General features: G+C 69.7%; 12 protein-coding genes and 1 pseudogene. 1 reads left to right on the top strand and 12 read right to left on the bottom strand.

The annotated features are described in order from the left end of the window. Positions 1–43: 43 nt before the first annotated feature. On the bottom strand, positions 44–2,443 hold the full coding sequence (locus tag KY572_RS17225) for a 3-hydroxyacyl-CoA dehydrogenase/enoyl-CoA hydratase family protein (RefSeq protein ID WP_224243799.1): 2,400 nt from the start codon (positions 2,441–2,443) through the stop codon (positions 44–46). A gap of 112 nt (positions 2,444–2,555) precedes the next feature. Between KY572_RS17225 and KY572_RS17220 the strand changes: the two genes are divergently transcribed. Further along, positions 2,556–4,310, top strand: coding sequence for a M1 family metallopeptidase (locus KY572_RS17220; protein WP_224243798.1), 1,755 nt, complete (start codon positions 2,556–2,558; stop codon positions 4,308–4,310). Between the two features lie 9 nt (positions 4,311–4,319). Here the strand turns inward: KY572_RS17220 and KY572_RS17215 are convergent, their stop codons facing one another. The 11 genes and pseudogenes from KY572_RS17215 to KY572_RS17170 form a co-directional block, all read right to left on the bottom strand. Next, positions 4,320–5,306, bottom strand: a complete 987-nt coding sequence (locus KY572_RS17215; RefSeq protein ID WP_224243797.1) for an Rpn family recombination-promoting nuclease/putative transposase — start codon at positions 5,304–5,306, stop codon at positions 4,320–4,322. Between the two features lie 159 nt (positions 5,307–5,465). Beyond that, positions 5,466–6,161 carry a fimbrial protein gene (locus KY572_RS17210; protein WP_224243796.1) on the bottom strand — a complete coding sequence of 232 codons (696 nt, stop codon included), beginning with the start codon at positions 6,159–6,161 and terminating at the stop codon, positions 5,466–5,468. Positions 6,162–6,179: 18 nt separating this feature from the next. Continuing rightward, entirely contained in the window at positions 6,180–7,049 is an 870-nt protein-coding gene (locus KY572_RS17205; RefSeq protein ID WP_224243795.1) for a DNA-methyltransferase, read from the bottom strand. Positions 7,050–7,335: 286 nt separating this feature from the next. Then, positions 7,336–7,551 (bottom strand): annotated as a pseudogene (gene rpmE / locus KY572_RS17200) (50S ribosomal protein L31); the annotation flags it as partial. 112 nt (positions 7,552–7,663) lie between these two features. Continuing rightward, a complete protein-coding gene (locus KY572_RS17195) occupies positions 7,664–8,611 on the bottom strand; it encodes a bifunctional UDP-sugar hydrolase/5'-nucleotidase (protein WP_224243794.1) in 948 nt (315 codons plus the stop codon). 36 nt (positions 8,612–8,647) lie between these two features. After that, positions 8,648–8,779 (bottom strand): hypothetical protein, encoded by a 132-nt coding sequence (locus tag KY572_RS47230; protein WP_263451723.1) that lies wholly within the window; start codon positions 8,777–8,779, stop codon positions 8,648–8,650. Continuing rightward, the gene (locus KY572_RS17190; RefSeq protein WP_224243793.1) at positions 8,776–9,651 is read right to left on the bottom strand and encodes a tetratricopeptide repeat protein; all 876 of its coding nucleotides are present in this window, start codon (positions 9,649–9,651) and stop codon (positions 8,776–8,778) included. The genes KY572_RS47230 and KY572_RS17190 overlap by 4 nt, the downstream gene beginning before the upstream one ends. A 73-nt stretch (positions 9,652–9,724) precedes the next feature. Then, positions 9,725–11,554, bottom strand: coding sequence for a CheR family methyltransferase (locus KY572_RS17185; RefSeq protein WP_224243792.1), 1,830 nt, complete (start codon positions 11,552–11,554; stop codon positions 9,725–9,727). Between the two features lie 4 nt (positions 11,555–11,558). After that, positions 11,559–12,614 carry a chemotaxis-specific protein-glutamate methyltransferase CheB gene (cheB, locus tag KY572_RS17180; protein ID WP_224243790.1) on the bottom strand — a complete coding sequence of 352 codons (1,056 nt, stop codon included), beginning with the start codon at positions 12,612–12,614 and terminating at the stop codon, positions 11,559–11,561. Positions 12,615–12,682: 68 nt separating this feature from the next. Further along, positions 12,683–15,160, bottom strand: coding sequence for a hybrid sensor histidine kinase/response regulator (locus tag KY572_RS17175; protein ID WP_224243788.1), 2,478 nt, complete (start codon positions 15,158–15,160; stop codon positions 12,683–12,685). Beyond that, positions 15,157–16,968, bottom strand: coding sequence for a methyl-accepting chemotaxis protein (locus KY572_RS17170; protein WP_224243786.1), 1,812 nt, complete (start codon positions 16,966–16,968; stop codon positions 15,157–15,159). Before KY572_RS17170 ends, KY572_RS17175 begins: the two co-directional genes overlap by 4 nt. Position 16,969: the final 1 nt, after the last annotated feature.

Here is a 16,969-nt window from a genome sequence, read left to right as displayed (position 1 = left end):
CTCCATCTGAATCGCTCTGGGAACGTTGGATAAAGGCCGCGCGCTAGTTCCGCAGCGGCTTGCCCTTCTCCAGCATGTGCATGAGCCGATCCTGCGTCTTCGCCTCGCCCGTGAGGCTCAGGAAGGCCTCCAGCTCCAGTTCCAGCAGCCGCTCCTCGGTGACCAGCGCCGTGGGGCTGGTGTCACCACCGGTGAGCACGTGGGCCAGCTTCTGGCCGATCTTCCGGTCGTGCTCGGAGATCTGGTTGTTGAGCTGCATGTCGTACAGCATCATGTCGATGGTGGCGGCGCCGCTGGGCCCCGGCAGCCGGAAGCGCGTGGGCCGAGGCGGCTGGAAGCCCGAGGCCGCCATGCCCAGCACCCGGGCCTTGGCGTCCATGAGCAGGAAGTCGCGGTTGGCGCTGATGCCGTCGCTGGCCTTCAGGAAGCCCGCCTCCCGAGCCTCCTCGGCGCTGGTGGCCACCTTCGCCGTGCCGATGGACAGGAACACCTTCTTGAGGAAGGGCAGCGGATCGAAGTCCTTGTCCGAGGCGTAGGGGCCGTACACGTTGCGCAGCAGCTGCATGTTGCCGCCGCCGCCGGGGATGAGGCCCACGCCCACCTCCACCAGGCCCATGTACAGCTCGGCCGAGGCCTGGATGGCGTTGCCGCCCATCGTCACCTCCGCGCCGCCGCCCAGGGTGAGGTTGAAGGGCGCCGTCACCACCGGCACGCCGCTGTAGCGCATGCGCTGGTTGGCCGCCTGGAAGGCCGCCGCCATCTTCCGGATGGCCTCGAACTCGTCGCTCTTGGCCGCCATCAGCAGCGCCATGATGTTGGCGCCCGCCGAGAAGTTCGCCCCGTCGTTGCCAATCACGAGCCCCTGGAAGTTCTTCTCCGTCTCGTCCAGGGCCTTGTTCATCATCGCGATGATGTCATCGTCGATGGAGTTCATCTTCGAGTGGAACTCGAGCAGCGTGACGCCGTCGCCCATGTCCCACAGCGAGGCGCTGTCGTTGCCGGTGATCTTCTTGTTGCCGCGCTTGAGGTACTCCACGCGCATGGTGCGCGGGCTCTCCTGCACCGGCTTCACGGACTTGCTGGGGATGTCCCAGTACGTGTCCCGGCCGTCCTGCACGCCGTAGAAGGACTCGCGGCCGGAGGCCAGCATCTGCTCCACCCAGGCGGCCGGCTGGATGCCCAGCTCCTTCATCCGCGCCACGCCGGCCTTCACGCCGTACGCGTCCCACGTCTCGAAGGGGCCCAGGTCCCACCCGAAGCCCCAGCGCACGCCGCGGTCGATGTTGACGATGTCGTCGGCGATCTCGGGGATGCGGCGGCTGGAGTAGGCCAGCACGTCCAGCGTCACGCGCTCGGCGAACTTCGCGGCCTTGTCCTGGCCCTTCATCACCGTGGCCACGCGCTCGCGCACGTCCTCCACGTTCTTGGCGGCGCCCAGCGACTCGAAGCGCACCTTGTTCTGCGAGCGGTAGTCGAGCGTCTTCAGATCCAGCGCGAGGATCTCCTTCTCGCCGTCCCCGCCGCCGCCCTTGGACTTCTTGTAGAAGCCCGAGCCGCTCTTGTCGCCCAGCAGCCCCTTCTCCACCATCTTCTGGAGGAAGTCGGGGATGGCGAACGTGTCACGCTTCTCGTCCTGGGTGAGCGTGTCGTAACAGTTCTTCGCCACGTGGATGAAGGTGTCCAGGCCGACGATGTCCGCGGTGCGGAAGACGGCGGACTTGGGCCGCCCCATGGCCGGGCCAAAGATCTTGTCCACCTCCTCCACCGTCATCTCCGCCTCGCGCATCTCGGAGATGGTCTTCATCATCCCGTACACGCCGATGCGGTTGGCGATGAAGTTCGTGGTGTCCTTGCCGTAGACGATGCCCTTGCCGAGCACGGCCTCGCCAAAGCCGTGGATGGTGCGCACCACCTCGGGATCCGTCTCGGGGCCGGCCACCAGCTCCAGCAGCTTCATGTAGCGCACGGGGTTGAAGAAGTGCGTGACGAGGAAGTGCTTGCGGAACTCGGGGCCACGGCCCTGGAGCATGCCGGCGATGGAGAGGCCCGAGGTGTTGGAGCTGACGATGGCGTCCTTGCGCGCGTGCTGCTCCACCTTGGCGAACAGGGCCTGCTTGACGGCCATGTCCTCCTTGACGACCTCGATGACCCAGTCGCACTCGGAGATGCGGGCCATGTCGTCCTCGAAGTTGCCCACCTCGATGGCGGTGAACACCTGCTCGGAGACGATGGGGCTGGGGCGCTGCTTGCGCATGTTCGCCAGGGCCCCCAGCACGAACTTGTTGCGGAAGGCCTTGGAGGAGGTGTCCTCGCCCGGCGCCGCCTTGGGCGGGACGATGTCCAGCAGCAGCGCGCGCACGCCCGAGTTGGCCAGGTGCGCGGCGATGCCACTGCCCATCACGCCAGCGCCCAGCACTGCCACTTTGCGGATCCGCGTCTTCATCAAAAAGGCTCCCTGTAGGGATGAGGGGACTGCACAAATGTCGGCGTTTGACCCGAAAGTCAATCGAGAGTCTCGCCACCAGGTCGCCCTTGCGACTACAACCCTCTGGCCCATGCCCCGCCTCGACCCACACTCGTACAACGACACCACGCAGCCCGAGACCGAAACCCTTGACTGGAAGGCCCGTGTGGACTTCCGGACGCGCCGCCTGCACGCGGAGGTGACCCTCACCTTGAAGGAAGCGTCCGCGGGGCCCCTGGATCTGGATACCCGGGAACTCGACATTCGTGCAGTGGTGGACGCCCAGGGCAAGCCGCTGCCCTTCACCCTGTCGTCCCCGGAGCCCATCCTCGGCAGCCGGCTGCGCATCGAGCTGCCCTCGGGGCTGCGCCAGCTCACGGTGCGCTATCGCACCTCTCCGCAGGCCAGCGCCCTGCAGTGGCTCACGCCCTCGCAGACGGCGGGCGGGCAGCACCCGTTCCTGTTCAGCCAGTGCCAGGCCATCCACGCACGCTCGGTGATTCCGCTTCAGGACACGCCGCGCATCCGCATCCGGTACACGGCGGCGCTGACGATTCCCAAGGCGCTCAAGGCGGTGATGGCGGCCGGCTTCGTGCGCCGCGAGGAGCCCGGGGTGGAGGCGGTGGAGCACTACGAGATGCCCCAGCCCATTCCCCCGTACCTGCTGGCGTTCGCGGTGGGGAGCCTGGCGCCCAAGGATCTGGGGCCGCGCTCGCGGGTGTGGGCCGAGCCGGAGCTGCTGGAGGACGCCGCCTCCGAGTTCGAGGATGTGGACGAGATGCTGCGGGTGGCCGAGTCCCTCTTCGGCCCGTATGACTGGGAGCGGTTCGATCTGCTCACCATGCCGCCCTCGTTCCCCTACGGGGGCATGGAGAACCCGCGGCTGACGTTCCTCACGCCGACGCTGCTGGCCGGGGACAAGAGCCTGGTGAACGTGGTGGCGCACGAGCTGGCCCACTCGTGGACGGGCAACCTGGTGACGAACGCCTCCGCGGAGCACTTCTGGCTCAACGAGAGCTTCACCGTGTTCGCCGAGCGCCGCATCCTCGAGGCGCTGGAGGGCCCGGAGATGGCCACGCTGCACGCCGCGCTGGGCCGCCGCTCGCTGGAGACGGCGCTGGAGCACTTCCGCGCGCACCCGCAGCTCACGGCGCTGCGCACGCACCTGACGGGCATCGATCCGGACGACGTCTTCTCGCAGATCCCCTACGAGAAGGGCTACCTGATGCTGTGCGCGATGGAGACGGCCGTGGGGCGGCCAGCGTTCGACGCGTACCTGCGCAAGTACATCGACACGTTCCGGTTCAAGGCGCTCACCAGCGAGGACTGGGTGGCCTTCACCGAGCGCGAGCTGCCGGGAGTGCTGGCCAAGGTGAACGGGGAGGCCTACCTGCACCAGCCGGGGATTCCGGACAGCGCGCCCTCGCCCCGCTCGCGGCGGCTGGAGGAGTTGCAGCGGCTCAAGGGCACCCTGCCCTCGCGCGAGGAGGTGAAGACGTGGACGCCTGCCGAGTGGCAGCTCTTCCTGGAGTGGCTGCCCTCGGACACGCCGCGCGACACGCTCCGGGCGCTGGACGAGCGCTTCCAGTTCACGAAGAGCACCAACTCGGAGGTGCTGCTGTCCTGGCTGATCGCGGCGCTGCGGGCCCAGTACGCGCCCGCGCTGGAGCGCACCGAGCAGTTCCTGGGCGAGGTGGGACGGATGAAGTACCTCAAGCCCCTCTACAGCACGCTGCACTCCACCAAGGAGTACCGGGGCAAGGCCCGGGAGATCTTCCAGAAGTACGCCGAGCGCTACCACCCCATCGCCCGCCAGGGCATCGAGGGCATCCTGGCGAGGGCGTGAGGCTCGGCGTCACTGGCTTTCCATGAGATCCGAAAAACGGGTGGCAGTCAGCGCCCGATCGAACCACTGGCCGAGAGTCGCCAGGTCCGTACAAGACAGGACGAGCTTGCGCGCACTCTCGTCCACGGGGATGCCACGAAGAGTCAGAATCCTCAGCACGCTTTCCGCGCGCCCCAGCGCAATCCCCTGCTGACGGCCCTGCTCGATGAGCTTCTCCCCCACGGTCATCATGAGTTCCTCCGTTCGCTGCTCACTCGTCACGGAATGTAACACTCGCTTCACTGCCTGGCGCGTGGCCTCGTCTCCCACTTCCATCAGGTAACGGACGACCGCGCGCAGGTTTTCGAGCCCTTCCGGTTCTCCGTAGACCTCCGCGAACAGGGCCTTCCAGCTCTCCAGCCTCCAGGCGAGTTCCTCGGTTCTCCCGTAGCGCAGGATGAGCAGCGTCAAGCGCGGAAGCGGTGGCCCCGGACGCGCCCTCAGCGCCTCTTCTCGCTCTCTCGTCAGGTCATCAACCAGGTACTCGAAGCGCGGTGCCAGCGCCCGCCAGTGCTCTGCCTGGGGACCCTCACGCGGCAACGGGAACAGCTCCTCCACGCGACGCGGCGCGGTCCAGGCTCCCTCTGGCCCGTGGTACATGACCAGGGGAATCACCAGCGGCAACACCTCGCTCTCCGGGTGCTCCTGCCGCCAGTGCTCGAGCTGGCGCACCACATAGCGAAGCATCCTCAGCGCCATCCACCGATCCACCGAGGATTGGTGCTCCAGCAGCAGGTAGAGCAGCAGCGGCTGGCCGCCATGGAGCCGGGCCGAAAACAGCAGGTCGCTCTGGCTCTCTCTCAGCTCCGGGTCCACCACGCTGCCGGACTCGCGGCGCAGGCTGGACCAGTCCACTTGAGACGCCACCTCGGCGGGCAGGATGGCGCGCAGCTCCGCCGCAGCCCGCTCCGGCTGGCCAAAGGTGAAACGAGCGAAGAGATCATGGGGTCCCGGCATCGCCGGCAGTGCCTGAGCACGCCGCGTGCCAATGCAGGTCCCCTGTGAACCCGAGGGAAGGAACACCCCGAGTCAGTCCAACCCGTCCAGCACCCGAGACGGTCGCGCGAATCCACCGCACGCACCCCTGGCGCTCAGCGCCCCCCCCTCGGACGTGGCTCAGTCCGAGGTGACGTCGTTCACGTGGTTGTAGGGCTCTCCCGCGAGAATGGTCTCCCCCTGCGGGCCCTGCCGTTCGCGGGTGGAGATGCTCCACACGTCCGGCGCATCCAGGGCGTTGTTGTCGACGTCCCCCGCGCAGGCCATGGTGATGGAGCAGTCCGGGCACTGGCCCGAGACCCCGACCTGAGAGGCCACCTCCGGCGGCAGATCCCTGAACGTGAGCTCACGCCCCGTCGGGAACTTGAACGTGTCCACGCCGATGGCCTGCGCCCCCTCCGTGCCCGTGGCCTGGGCGCCGCTGCGATCCTCCATGGCCCCCGGCCCCAGGAAGTACGCGTAGCGGTTGCCCCGCTCCGGGTTGAAGCCCAGCTTGGAGAGGTCCGCCTGGCTGCCCTCCGACTCCTGTGCCATCTGGGCGGCGATGTAGAAGGACTTCAGGTTGGCCTTGCACTCCGCCTGCTTCGCCCGCGCCTGGTACCGGATGAAGTTGGGGATGGCGATCGCCGACAGCACGCCCAGGCATGGGCAGGCCAGCACCACCGCTCCTCCAGCGATGAGCACCCACAGCAGCGTGCGGCTCATGCCCTTCTTCGGCACCGCCACCACGTTGCCGCATACACAGGTGACGTTGGAGCCAGGCTGCAAACCGGTCGCCTCGATGGGGCGACCACACTTCGGGCACTTCATCGTCATGGGTCCCCCCTCCAAGGCTCAGCGGCCGACGGCGTCCAGGCGCTTCTTCGTCAGCTCCAGGTACTTCGGATCCAGGTCGATGCCCGTGTAGCGCCGGCCCAGCTTCAGCGACGCCACGCCGCTCGTGCCGCTGCCGTTGAACGGGTCCAGGATGGCCGCGTCCTCCGGCGTGCTCGCCTCGATGATGCGCTCCAGCAGCGCCACCGGCTTCTGCGTGGGGTGGCTGCCGAAGGCCTTCTCCTCGCGGCGCGGCGCAATCTGCGTCCACATCCGCCCGGCGCCGTCCGCCGTCAGCTCCTCCTCGCCCGTGCGCGGCAGGTTCCACACGTCGCGCATCTGCTTGCCGCCGTTCTCCGCCTTCATCCGCGCGTAGTTGAACGTGTGCTGCAGCGTCTTCGTCTGCCGCGGCGACGCCCAGATGAGCAGCTCCGTGGAGTGCGTGAAGTAGCGGCACGACAGGTTGGGGCTGGCGTTCGGCTTGTACCAGGTCACCGTGTTCAGCAGCTTGAAGCCCAGCTTCTGCATCGCGAAGCCGACGTTGAAGATGACGTGCTGGGTGCCGCTCACCCACAGCGTGCCCGTGGGCTTGAGCACCCGCTGGCAGGCCTTGAGCCACTCGGTGGTGAAGCGGTGGTCCTCCTCCACGCCCCGCGACACGTCCCAGGCGCCCTTCTGCACCGAGGCCCGCTTGCCGCTCTTGCACGTGAAGCCGCCGTTGGACAGGAAGTAGGGCGGATCCGCGAACACCATGTCGAACTGCTGCTCGGGGAACTGGTTCATCAGCTCGATGCTGTCACCCTGGTACAGCCGGTACGCATCGCCCTTCGCGAACAGGCTCTCGCTCAAGGAGCGGTCAGCAATCTTCAGCGCTGTGGCTTCCGCGGACATCTCGCCTCCGTCTCGCACTTCGTTGACGCGGCGGACTGTGCAGTCACCTGAGTGCTACGTCCAAATTTCGATCTGTAGCACTCGAAAACTTGACCCCCTGAAACGGCCGCGAGCAGGGCGGGAGCGCTTCCCGAGGAAGCCCTCCGTCACCCTGCTCGGCGGGGACAGCACGGACTGAGCGACGGCGTCGTTACGCCTTCGCCTCGCCCTTCTTGCCCTTCTTGCCAGCGCCCGCGGCCGGAGCGGCGGCAGCGGCCTCGCCACCAGCGGCGGCGGCCTCCTTCGCGGCGTCCTTGGCGGCGTTGGTGGCGGCGTACTTCTTGCGGAAGCGGTCGACGCGGCCCTGCGTGTCGAGCAGCTTGTACTTACCGGTGAAGAAGGGGTGGCAGTTCGAGCAGATTTCCACGCTGAACGAGCCGCGCGTGGACTTGGTCTCGACGATGTTGCCGCACGCGCAGGTGATGCGGGCGGGCGGGTAGACCGGGTGCGCTTCAGGCTTCATGACGACATCTCCAGTGCGCCTTGCCCCTCCCCACCATTGGGGAGGAGGTCCAGCGTTTGAGGTGGCCGGCGCTTATAACGGCGCGCCGGGTGCTGCACAAGACCGCCTTGCTTCAATGTGGGTGTCCGTGGTCACTCGAGCCCGGGGGCTCGATGCGCTCCACCAGCTTCTGGACGGCGGGATCCGAGGGCTTATCCGCCCCCAGCTGGATGTACGACAACTGATGCGTACGGGCCATCCCCGTTGCGTCGAGCTTCGCGTCTTTCTGCAGGGCGGCCCGCCGGGCCTCGAAGGAGGCGACCGTCTCCTCGAGTGCCTTCCGGGCAGCCTCGTCCTTGGTTGCCGCCAGCCGCTCCTTGGCCCGTTTCAGGTTGGCTTCCAGGTTCTTCAGGCTCTCCTTGGCCTGACCGGCGGTGGCCAGGTCCTGGAACGTGCCCGGGCCGGACACGGCCAGTTCCAGGCGCGCCACCTGGCGCCCCCGCTCCCCGGGAGGAACCATGGTGGCCAGGCCGTCGCGGTAGGCAACGCCCGGGCCTCGGCCCTCGTGGGACTGCATGACGAAGTCCACACCCTCGGCCTGCGAGGCCAGCCGCCGCGTCACCTCGTAGGGCACCGCGGCGAGCAGCACCACCACGTCCACCTTCTCCTTTTCGCGCAGGCGCCTGGCCTCGGCGAGCACGGCCGGGCCCACCGGCAGCCCCTTGGACTCCGGCAGCGTGCCCTCCGGCGAGGCTCCCACCACGCCGATCTTGAGCCCTCCCACGGTGGCCACCGTGGAGGCCGGGAACACGGGCTTGCCCTCCTTGTCCACCAGGTTGGCGGACAGGAGCTTCATCTTCGCGCCCTTGGCCCCGTTGCGCAGGAAGTTAAGCCCCAGCGTCAGGTCGCGCGCGCCCACGGCCATGGCCACGGTGCCCATCGCGTCCATCTGCTTGAGCAAGAGCTCCGCTCGCGCCTTCTCGTTCTTGTCTCCGGTGCTGTTGGGGAACTTGAAGAGCGCATTGCCCGCATCCAACACGAGCACCGCCGCGCCCTTCGCACGCTCTGCTTCAATCGCCATCTTTCGCCTGGCCAGACCGCCAGACGGGTTGTGGATTCAACCACAGGGGGCGATTTCGCCCCCATTGTCTCCGGTGAAGAGCAGCACCACGTTCTTCGGCGCCGCGCCGGCCACGAAGGGCACGAGCAGCAACGCCAGCGCGGCGAGCGCCAGGCGACCCAGTCTCATTTGGTTCCCTTCTTCGCGGGCGCCGGTGCCGGCGCCGGCTTCTTCTTCGCCTTGTCCAGCTCGGCGATCTTCGTCTTGGCCGTCTTGGCTTCCTCGGACTTGGGGAAGCTCTTGATGAGCTCCTCCAGCGCCAGCCGGGACTCCTCCGTCATCTTCAGCTTCGCGAAGCAGTCCGAGGAGCGCAGGTACGCCCGCGGCGCGGACGGCGTCTTCGCGAAGTCCTGGATGACCTTGCCGTACTCGAAGAGGGCCTCGCGGCACTTCTCCTCGGTGAAGTACGTCTCTCCCAGGCCGAAGTGGGCCTCGCCCATGAGGGGATCCTTGGCCCACTTCTTCATGAACTCCGAGTAGAGCTGGCGCGCCAGGGGCAACTCCCCCGCCTTCGCCTTGTCCTGGGCCAGCGCCAGGAACTCCTTCTTGTCCTCCGGACGCTTCAGGGTCTCGGCCTGCTTCCTGGCCTCGGCCTCCTTCAGCGCGTCCGGCCCCTGCTGCGACAGCTGCTTCTTCTCCGCCTCGGAGGTGAGCCGGCCGAGCGCCGTCTCCAATTCGCCAATGCGGTAGAGGTACGTCTCCACCTGCCCGCGCAGGTTCGCAAGGTCCTCCACCGTCTTCTGCAGCTGGATGCCGATGTCCGCGTCGTTGCGGCGCGAGCCCTTCTCCAGGCTGTCCAGCGCCTGGGTGACCTGGGCGACCTTCTCGTCGATGCGAGGCAGCGTGGCGGCGAGCTGCTCGCGCGCCTGCTTCAGCTCCTCGTTGAGCCGGGTGTTGTCCGCGCTGAGCCTGTCGACCTTGGCCTCGAGCGCACGGCCGCGGTCGGCTGGGTAGAAGCAGCCCGAGAGAGCGAGCAGGGAGAGCAGGGCGAGCCTTCTCATAAGGGGGCGCATCTTAAGGCCAAAACCCGCGCGCGTCCGATCCTTCTCACAGGCTCTGTCGCCTGCCCGCCCGTCAGCGGGGCTTGCCGCCCCCCTCCATGCGCTCGATGGCCTTCGCGCAGGCCACCCGGAGGCGGGAGTGGTTGAGGAAGAAGGGGGTGTGGCGCGCCCGGCCGTCCTCCAGGGAGCGCAGGGCGCGGCGGTACTCGGAGGCGGCCTCGGCGAACGCCTCCCGCAGCTCCAGCAGCATTCCCAGCAGGTAGCGCGCGGCGGAGAGGTCCGGATCCAGCGCCAGGCAGCGCCGCAGGTAGTCCTCCGTCTGCGAGTCCGTCTCCCCTACCCCGTCGAGCACCTGGGCGAAGAGGCTGTCGGCCTCGGCGAGCAGCGGGTGCTCCTCGGACCCATCCGGGGCGCCATACCCCTCGGAGGGCATGACCGCTGGGAACGAGCCGGACTGGGGACTGCCAGCGGGCCACGAGCCGGAAGGCACGGCGGCATGGCGGCCCGAGTCACGCCGTGGCTCGGGAGACACGGTGGCATGGCTCCCCGATTCACGCCGAGGCTCGGGAGCAACCGTGGCAAAGCTCCCGGAGTCCCGCCGAGGCTCACCCGGCACGCTGGCGTAGCGCCCGGAGTCCCGCCGAGGCTCCGTCCCCACCGTGGCGTAGCGCCCCGAGTCCCTCCGCGGCTCACCCGGCACCGTGGCGTAGCTGCCCGATTCACGCCTCGGCTCACCCGGTACGCTGGCGTAGCGCCCCGAGTCCCGCCGAGGCTCCGTCCCCACCGTGGCGTAGCGCCCGGAGTCCCTCCGCGGCTCACCCGGCACCGTGGCGTAGCGCCCGGAGTCCCTCCGAGGCTCGCCGCTCGTCGTGGGAGGCGGACCTGGAGGAGCCCCTGTCTCCTTCGGCCACTCGGGCGCTGGAGCAGGGGGTGGCTGGGGCGGCGCGGCCCCCTGCTCCCGCGGACGCTCCGAAGGCGCCGAGGGCGCTACCACCGGAAAGGCCCCCGCGTCCCTGCGGCGCTCGAGGCCGGACGAGAACGGCTCGCTCGCGCCCCCTCCCGTCAGCAGGTGCCGGGACGAAGGTGCCGCCAGCAGGTTCGGCGTGCGCACATAGAAGAAGGCGTGCTCGCTGCGGATGACGCGCAGGCTGGGCGGGGCTTGCAGCAGCGGCTCCGCGGCGGAGAGCACCAGCGTCCCCCCGGGCGCGAGCCGCTCCGCCAGCGCGAGCACCACCCGCTCGAACGCCTCCGCCGTGAAGTAGATGAGGACGTTGCGGCAGAAGATGACGTCGAAGCCCTCGTTGCCGCCGGCGGTGGGGTACGGCGTCTCCATCAGGTTGTGGAGATGGAAGTTGGCGCGCTCGCGCAGCTCCGGCACCAGCAGGCTGCGCGAGCCGTCGGGCATGAAGTAGCGCTCGCGGAGCACGGCCGGCAGCCGGCGCACCTGCTCCGCGGAGAAGCTCAGCGTCCGCGCCCGGTTGAGCGCCGCCTCGGAGATGTCCGTCCCCAGCACCGAGCTGCCCGGATCCGCCCCCGCCTCGTCGAGCATCATCAGGAGCGTGGCCACCTCCTCGCCCGTGGCGCAGCCCGCGCTCCAGAAGCGCAGCGGCCGCCCCGCCGACTTCGCCACCAGCGGCACGAGCACCTGGGTGCGGAAGTCCCCCAGCTGCACCTCGTCCCGGAACAGGTCCGTCTTGTGGACGGCCACCACGGAGATGAGCGTGGACAGCTCCGCCGCGCCCGACGCGGACTGCAGGTGCATCAGGTACTGCTGCTCCGAGAGCGAGCCCCGGAGCACCGCCAGCCGCTCGTCCAGCCTGCGCCTCTGGTTGTCACTCAGGGCCATGCCCGTCCGCGTGGTGATGTACGCGTGGATGAGCGAGCCTGGCCGAGCCGACGTCACGCCGTCACCGCCCCTGGGCGAGGGCTTCACCGCGCGACAGCCGTATCAGCGCCGCGGCCACCTCGTCCCCATGGACGAGGTGATCCACCGCGTTGCGCTCCACGGCCGCGCCCGGCATGCCGAACACGACGCAAGACTCCTCGTTCTGAGCGATCGTGAACCCTCCGGCCTGCTTGATGGCGAGCATGCCCGCCGCGCCGTCCTCGCCCATGCCGGTGAGGATGACGCCCAGCGCGCGCCGCCCGTACGCCTTGGCCGCGCTCTCCAGGAGCACCGTGGCCGACGGCATGTGCCCGTCGCGCTCCACGCCCGGCTTGAGCGCCACGCGCCCCCGGAACGGGATGACCATGTGCATGCCCGGCGGGGCGATCAGCACGTGCCCCGGCATCAGCAGCTCGCCGTCCTGCGCCAGCCGGACCTTCAGGCGGCAGGAGTTGGCCAGCCAGCCCGCCAGCGACTCGGCGAACGCCGCGTTGATGTGCTGGACGATGGCGATGGGCGCCGGGAAGTCCGCCGGCAGCTCCGACAGCATCCGGTGCAGCACCTGCGGCCCGCCCGTCGAGGCGGCCACCGCCACCATGCCCATGCTCGGCGGCAGCAGCGAGGGCAGCTCGTTGCGCACCGGCGGAGTGATGCGCTTGGGGCCTCGCAGGTGGCGGATCACCCGCACCGAGGCCAGCAGCTTCAGCTCCTTGGCCAGGTTCCACGCCTCCAGCCCATCGTCGATGGACGGCTTGACGCGCAGCCCCAGCGCGCCCAGTTCCAGCGCCCGGCACGTCAGCTCCGGCGCCTGCTGCCGCGGATCCGCGGTGAGCACCAGGATGGGGGTGGGGCACTCAGCCATGATGTGCTCCACGGCGGTGAGCCCGTCCATCACCGGCATGTCCACATCCATGGTGACGACGTTGGGGCGCAGCTCCTTGACGCGCGCCAGCGCTTCCTTGCCGTCCACGCACGTGCCCACGACCGTGAGATCCGGGTCCTGGCCCAGTGCTTCGCAGATGAGCTGTCGGCAGATGAGCGAGTCATCGACCACCAGCACCGACACTTTCTTGCCCATTACCTGTGCATACCCCGTGCGCGCCACCAGGAGTATACCCAATGGAGTCGCCTGTCTCAGGGTGCCCTTTACCCCAGCAGGCGCTTCACCACGTCCACCAGGTCCTGCCGGACCAGATCGCCCTTGGTGATGTAGCCGTTGGCCCCCGCCGCCAACCCCTTCTTGCGGTCCTCCTCCCCTCCACGCGTGGTGAGGATGATGACCGGGAGTCGGTTAAGGGTGTCATGCCCCTTGAGCTGGCGGGTGAGTTCCAGGCCGTCCAGGCCGGGCATCTCCAGGTCCGTCACCACCAGGTCCACCTGGGTCTGGGTGAGCAGGTGGAGGGCCTCGGCGCCGTCCGCGGCGGCGACGATGTCGTACCCCACCGCCTCCAGGAGCGCGGAGATGAGCTCGCGGGTGAGGGGTGAGTCATCCACGACCAGAATCCGCCGACGGTGGATTTCGGGAGCCCGGGCGGCCGCGCGCGGCAGGCGGACGGAGAGCGAGCCGTGGGCGCCAGCCGTCAGGTAGGCGGCCGACAGCACCATCGCCAGCCGACCGTCCGCCAGGGTGGTGGCGCCGGTGAGGTGTCCAAAGCGGCCCAGCAGCCCCCGCAGGGGGAGGATGGCCTGGACGCGCTCCTCGAGGACCCGCTCCACCGACAGCGCGGCGGTGGCGCCCTGGCTGCGGACCACGAGCACCAGCTCTCCCTCGGACGGGCGGCGCTCCGGGGCCAGTCCGAGCAGCGAGGAGAGGTGGCCGAAGGGCAGCACCCGGCCGTCCACGTCCAGCGCCGGCCGCCCGGCCAGCTCCGTCATCGCGGAGAGGTCCAGCTTGAGCGCCCGGGTGACGTGGGCGGCGCTCAGGGCCAGCGTCTCGTCCCCCGCCTTCACGAAGAGCAGCGGCGCCACCGTGAGGGAGACGGGGACGCGGATCTCGAAGATGGTGCCCCAGCCCGGCGCGGACTCGACGCCCACGTCCCCGCCCAGGGTCTGCACCGCGGTGCGCACGGCATCCAGCCCCACGCCTCGCCCGGAGATGTGGGTGACTTCCTCGCGGGAGGAGAAGCCGGAGAGGAAGATGAGCTCGCGGGCCTGAGCCTCGGTGAGGGCGCCAGCGGCCATCTCGTCCAGGAAGCCCTTGCGCACGGCCACCTTGCGCAGCATCGCCGTGTCCAGGCCCAGGCCGTCGTCCTCCACCCGCAGGACGATGCGGTTGCCCTCGCGCGAGGCGCGCAGCGTCAGACACCCCTTGGGGCGCTTGCCCGCCGCCACGCGATCCACCCGGGTCTCCAGGCCGTGATCCAGCGCGTTGCGGATGAGGTGGAGCAGCGGCTCGCGCAGCGCCTCGACGACGGCGCGGTCGGCGCGGGTGTCCTCGCCGTCCACCACCAGGTCCACTTCCTTGCCCAGCTCCCGGGCCATGTCGCGCACCACGCGCGGATAGGGCTCGAAGAGGACCGAGAGCGGCAGCATGCGGATGCGCTGCACCTCCTCGACCACCTGCCCCAAATCCCTCAGCTCCTCGTTGGCCAGCAGCTTCGACTCGCGGTGGAGCGCGGCGGCCTCATCCTTGGCCTTGCTCAGCTTGGCGGCGAGCGCCGAGCCCGCCGGCCCCAGATCCTCCGCCTCGCGGGCGAGCTGGGCCAGCTCCCGGGCCAGGGCCAGGCGGCGGGTGTTGGCCAGCTCCCGGCGGCGCGCCACCTGGGAGAGGTTGGTGGCGGCGCTGGTGAGCAGATCCAGGCTGCCCACGTCGATGCGCACCGAGCTGTCCGCGCGCATCTCCGGCCGCGAAGTCTGGGCCGCTGCAGCGGGCGCTCCGGACGGCCCCGCCCCGGAAGTGGCGGCCCCCGCGGAGCGGGTGGGCGCCTGCGGCCATGTGCTGGCAGCGGGCTGGCGGCTCGTGCCTGCAGGGCCCGAGCCCGGGGTGGTGGCAGGCGCGGAGGTGGACGGCCCGCCCGGAGTCCCGGAAGCCGCTGCCGGAGGCGAGGCCGTCGGAGGCGAGGCCGTCGGAGCCGGGGCGGCCGGAAGAGGGCTCCGAGGCGTGGAAGGAACCGGGCTCGGAGTCTGCCGGGAGGCAGGCGGCGAAGCCGTCGCCGGGGGAGCCGCGGGCGGCGCCTTCTCGGGCACAATCGGCTTCGGCACGGCGGGCAGCAGCACGGGCTCGGGGACGCCGCTGCCGAGCTGGGTCTGCTCCACCTTGGTGCGCTCCCGGAGCCAAGACACCAGCTTCTCCACCTCGGGAGCCTCTTCCGAGGCCACCAGGCCCGAGAGCACCGTCACCGCGTCCGCGGACTTCAGGAGCGCGTCGGCGGACTCGTGGGAGAGGGCGTACTGGGCAACCTCGCTGGAGCGGACCAGCTCCTCCATCTCGTGGACGAGCACGTTGATGCTGTCGAAGCCCATCATCCGGGCCTCGCCCTTGAGGCCGTGGAGCTCTCGGAGCGCCTTGCGCCCCGTCTCCACGTTGCCTCCGGACTCCAGCTCCACGATGGCGCGGTTGATGCGCTCCATGCGCACCCCGACCAGGTCGCGGAACTGCTTGAGCAGCCTGTCGCGGGGAGTCACCCTTCGCTCCTCGGCGGCGGCTGGCTGATCTGGAAGCGCTCCACCACGTTGCGCAGATCCAGCGCGAGCACCAGCAGATCCCCGTTGGCCGTGCTCACCTGCTTGGTGGCGTTCAGGCTCTGCTGGGTGATGCGGAGGATGTCCGCCATGGTGTCGGCGAGCTGGTCGGTGCCCGTCTGCTGCTGCTGCGTGGCCAGCGAGATGGAGCGCACCGCGTCCGACGTCTGCCCGGCCAGATCGAGGATCTGCTTGAGCGACTCGGACACCTGCTGCGCCAGGGAGGTGCCCGTCTCCGTGGCGCGCACGCCGCCCTCGGTGGCCGCCACCGCCGCGCGCGAGGCCTCACGCACCTCCTCGATGAGCCCCTCGATCTCCTTGGTGGACTCCAGCACGTTCTCGGCCAGGCGGCGCATCTCCGCGGCCACCAGCGAGAAGCCCCGGCCCACCTCGCCCGCCTTGGTGCCCTCCAGCTCCGCGTTGAGCGCCAGCAGGTCCGACTTGTCGGCCACGCCGTTGATGAACTCGACGATCTTGCCGATCTGCTGCACGCGCTTGTTGAGCCGGGTGACGGCCGAGGCGATGGCCTGGTTGTCGTTGCGCATGCGGCTCATGGAGGCGAGGAAGGCCTCCGCGCTGCCCTGCCCTCCCTGCGCCGCCCCGAGCGTGCGCTGGGCGATCTCCGCCACCGAGCCGGCGTTCTCCGCGATCTGCCGAGCGCTCCGGGCCAGCTCCTCCGTGGTGGCGCTCGTCTCGTCCAGCGAGCTGGCCTGCTCGGCGGCCCCGGCCTCGTAGCGGCCCGAGGTGGCGAGGATCTCCTCCGTGGTGGCGCTGATCTGCGCGCCCGCGCGCTGCAGCTGCGAGAGCACGTCCGCCAGGTGCGCCCGCATCATCGCGAACGCGGCGGACACGCCCCACACCTCGTCCTCGGCGGGGATGAGCCGCGGCGTCGCCAGGTTCCCATCCGCGATGCGCCGCGCCTCGTCGGCGAGCTGGCGGATGGGACGCCCCACCAGCGTGCCACCCAGGTACGCGGTGGTGAGCGCCAGCCCGAACACGAGCAGACACAGCGCCCCGCCGGAGGTGAGGGCCTCCATGCGCAGCTCTTGCACGCGCTGCGCCTGCTGCGGCTCCGGCGTGGCGAGCACCGCCTCATAGGCATGCTCCGCCAGGGCCGAGGCGAGGTTGGAGGAGAGCACCGCGGGCGTCACCACGGCGATGGCGGTGAAGAGCACCAGCCGGACGCGGATCTGCGCGCGCCGGGGCATGGCGGAGACGATCTGCGAGTGGCTCAGCCCGAGCTCGCTCAGCCACAGCACCACCTGGCGCGCCCGCAGCGTCACCATGCAGTGGACGAGCAGCGCGGTGATGGGCCCGAACAGCAGCCCCAGGCAGGCCACGCCCATGCCCGCGCGCCAGCCCACCCCACCCACCGTGCTCACCAGCACGCCCAGCACCACCGTGGAGCCGAGCCACATCATCAGCGACTTGACGAACGTCGCATCCGCGGCGCTCGTGGCCTCGACCGCGGCCCGCGCCAGGTTCTCCGAGCTGGGAGACAGGTCGCCGCGCTCCAGGCCGCGCAGCACGCGCAGCCGCCGCAGCAGCATGCCGCCCCCGGCCAGCGTGGCGAGCACGCAGGCCACCACGCCCAGGGACTTGAAGAGCGGGAAGGCCCTGGCCAGCTTCTCCGCCATGGTCAGCGAGGCGTAGTAGTAGGCCAGCGCCGCGCCCACGAGGTTGCCCACGGGCACGGGCCTCACCAGGTGCCGGCTGAAGGAAGCCCGCCGCGTCGTGCCACCGGTGCTCATC

This window comes from Hyalangium gracile (genome assembly GCF_020103725.1).
Lineage (GTDB): Bacteria > Myxococcota > Myxococcia > Myxococcales > Myxococcaceae > Hyalangium > Hyalangium gracile.
The sequence above is the reverse complement of the archived record's forward strand: the minus strand, read 5'-3'. Positions and strand labels throughout refer to the sequence as shown.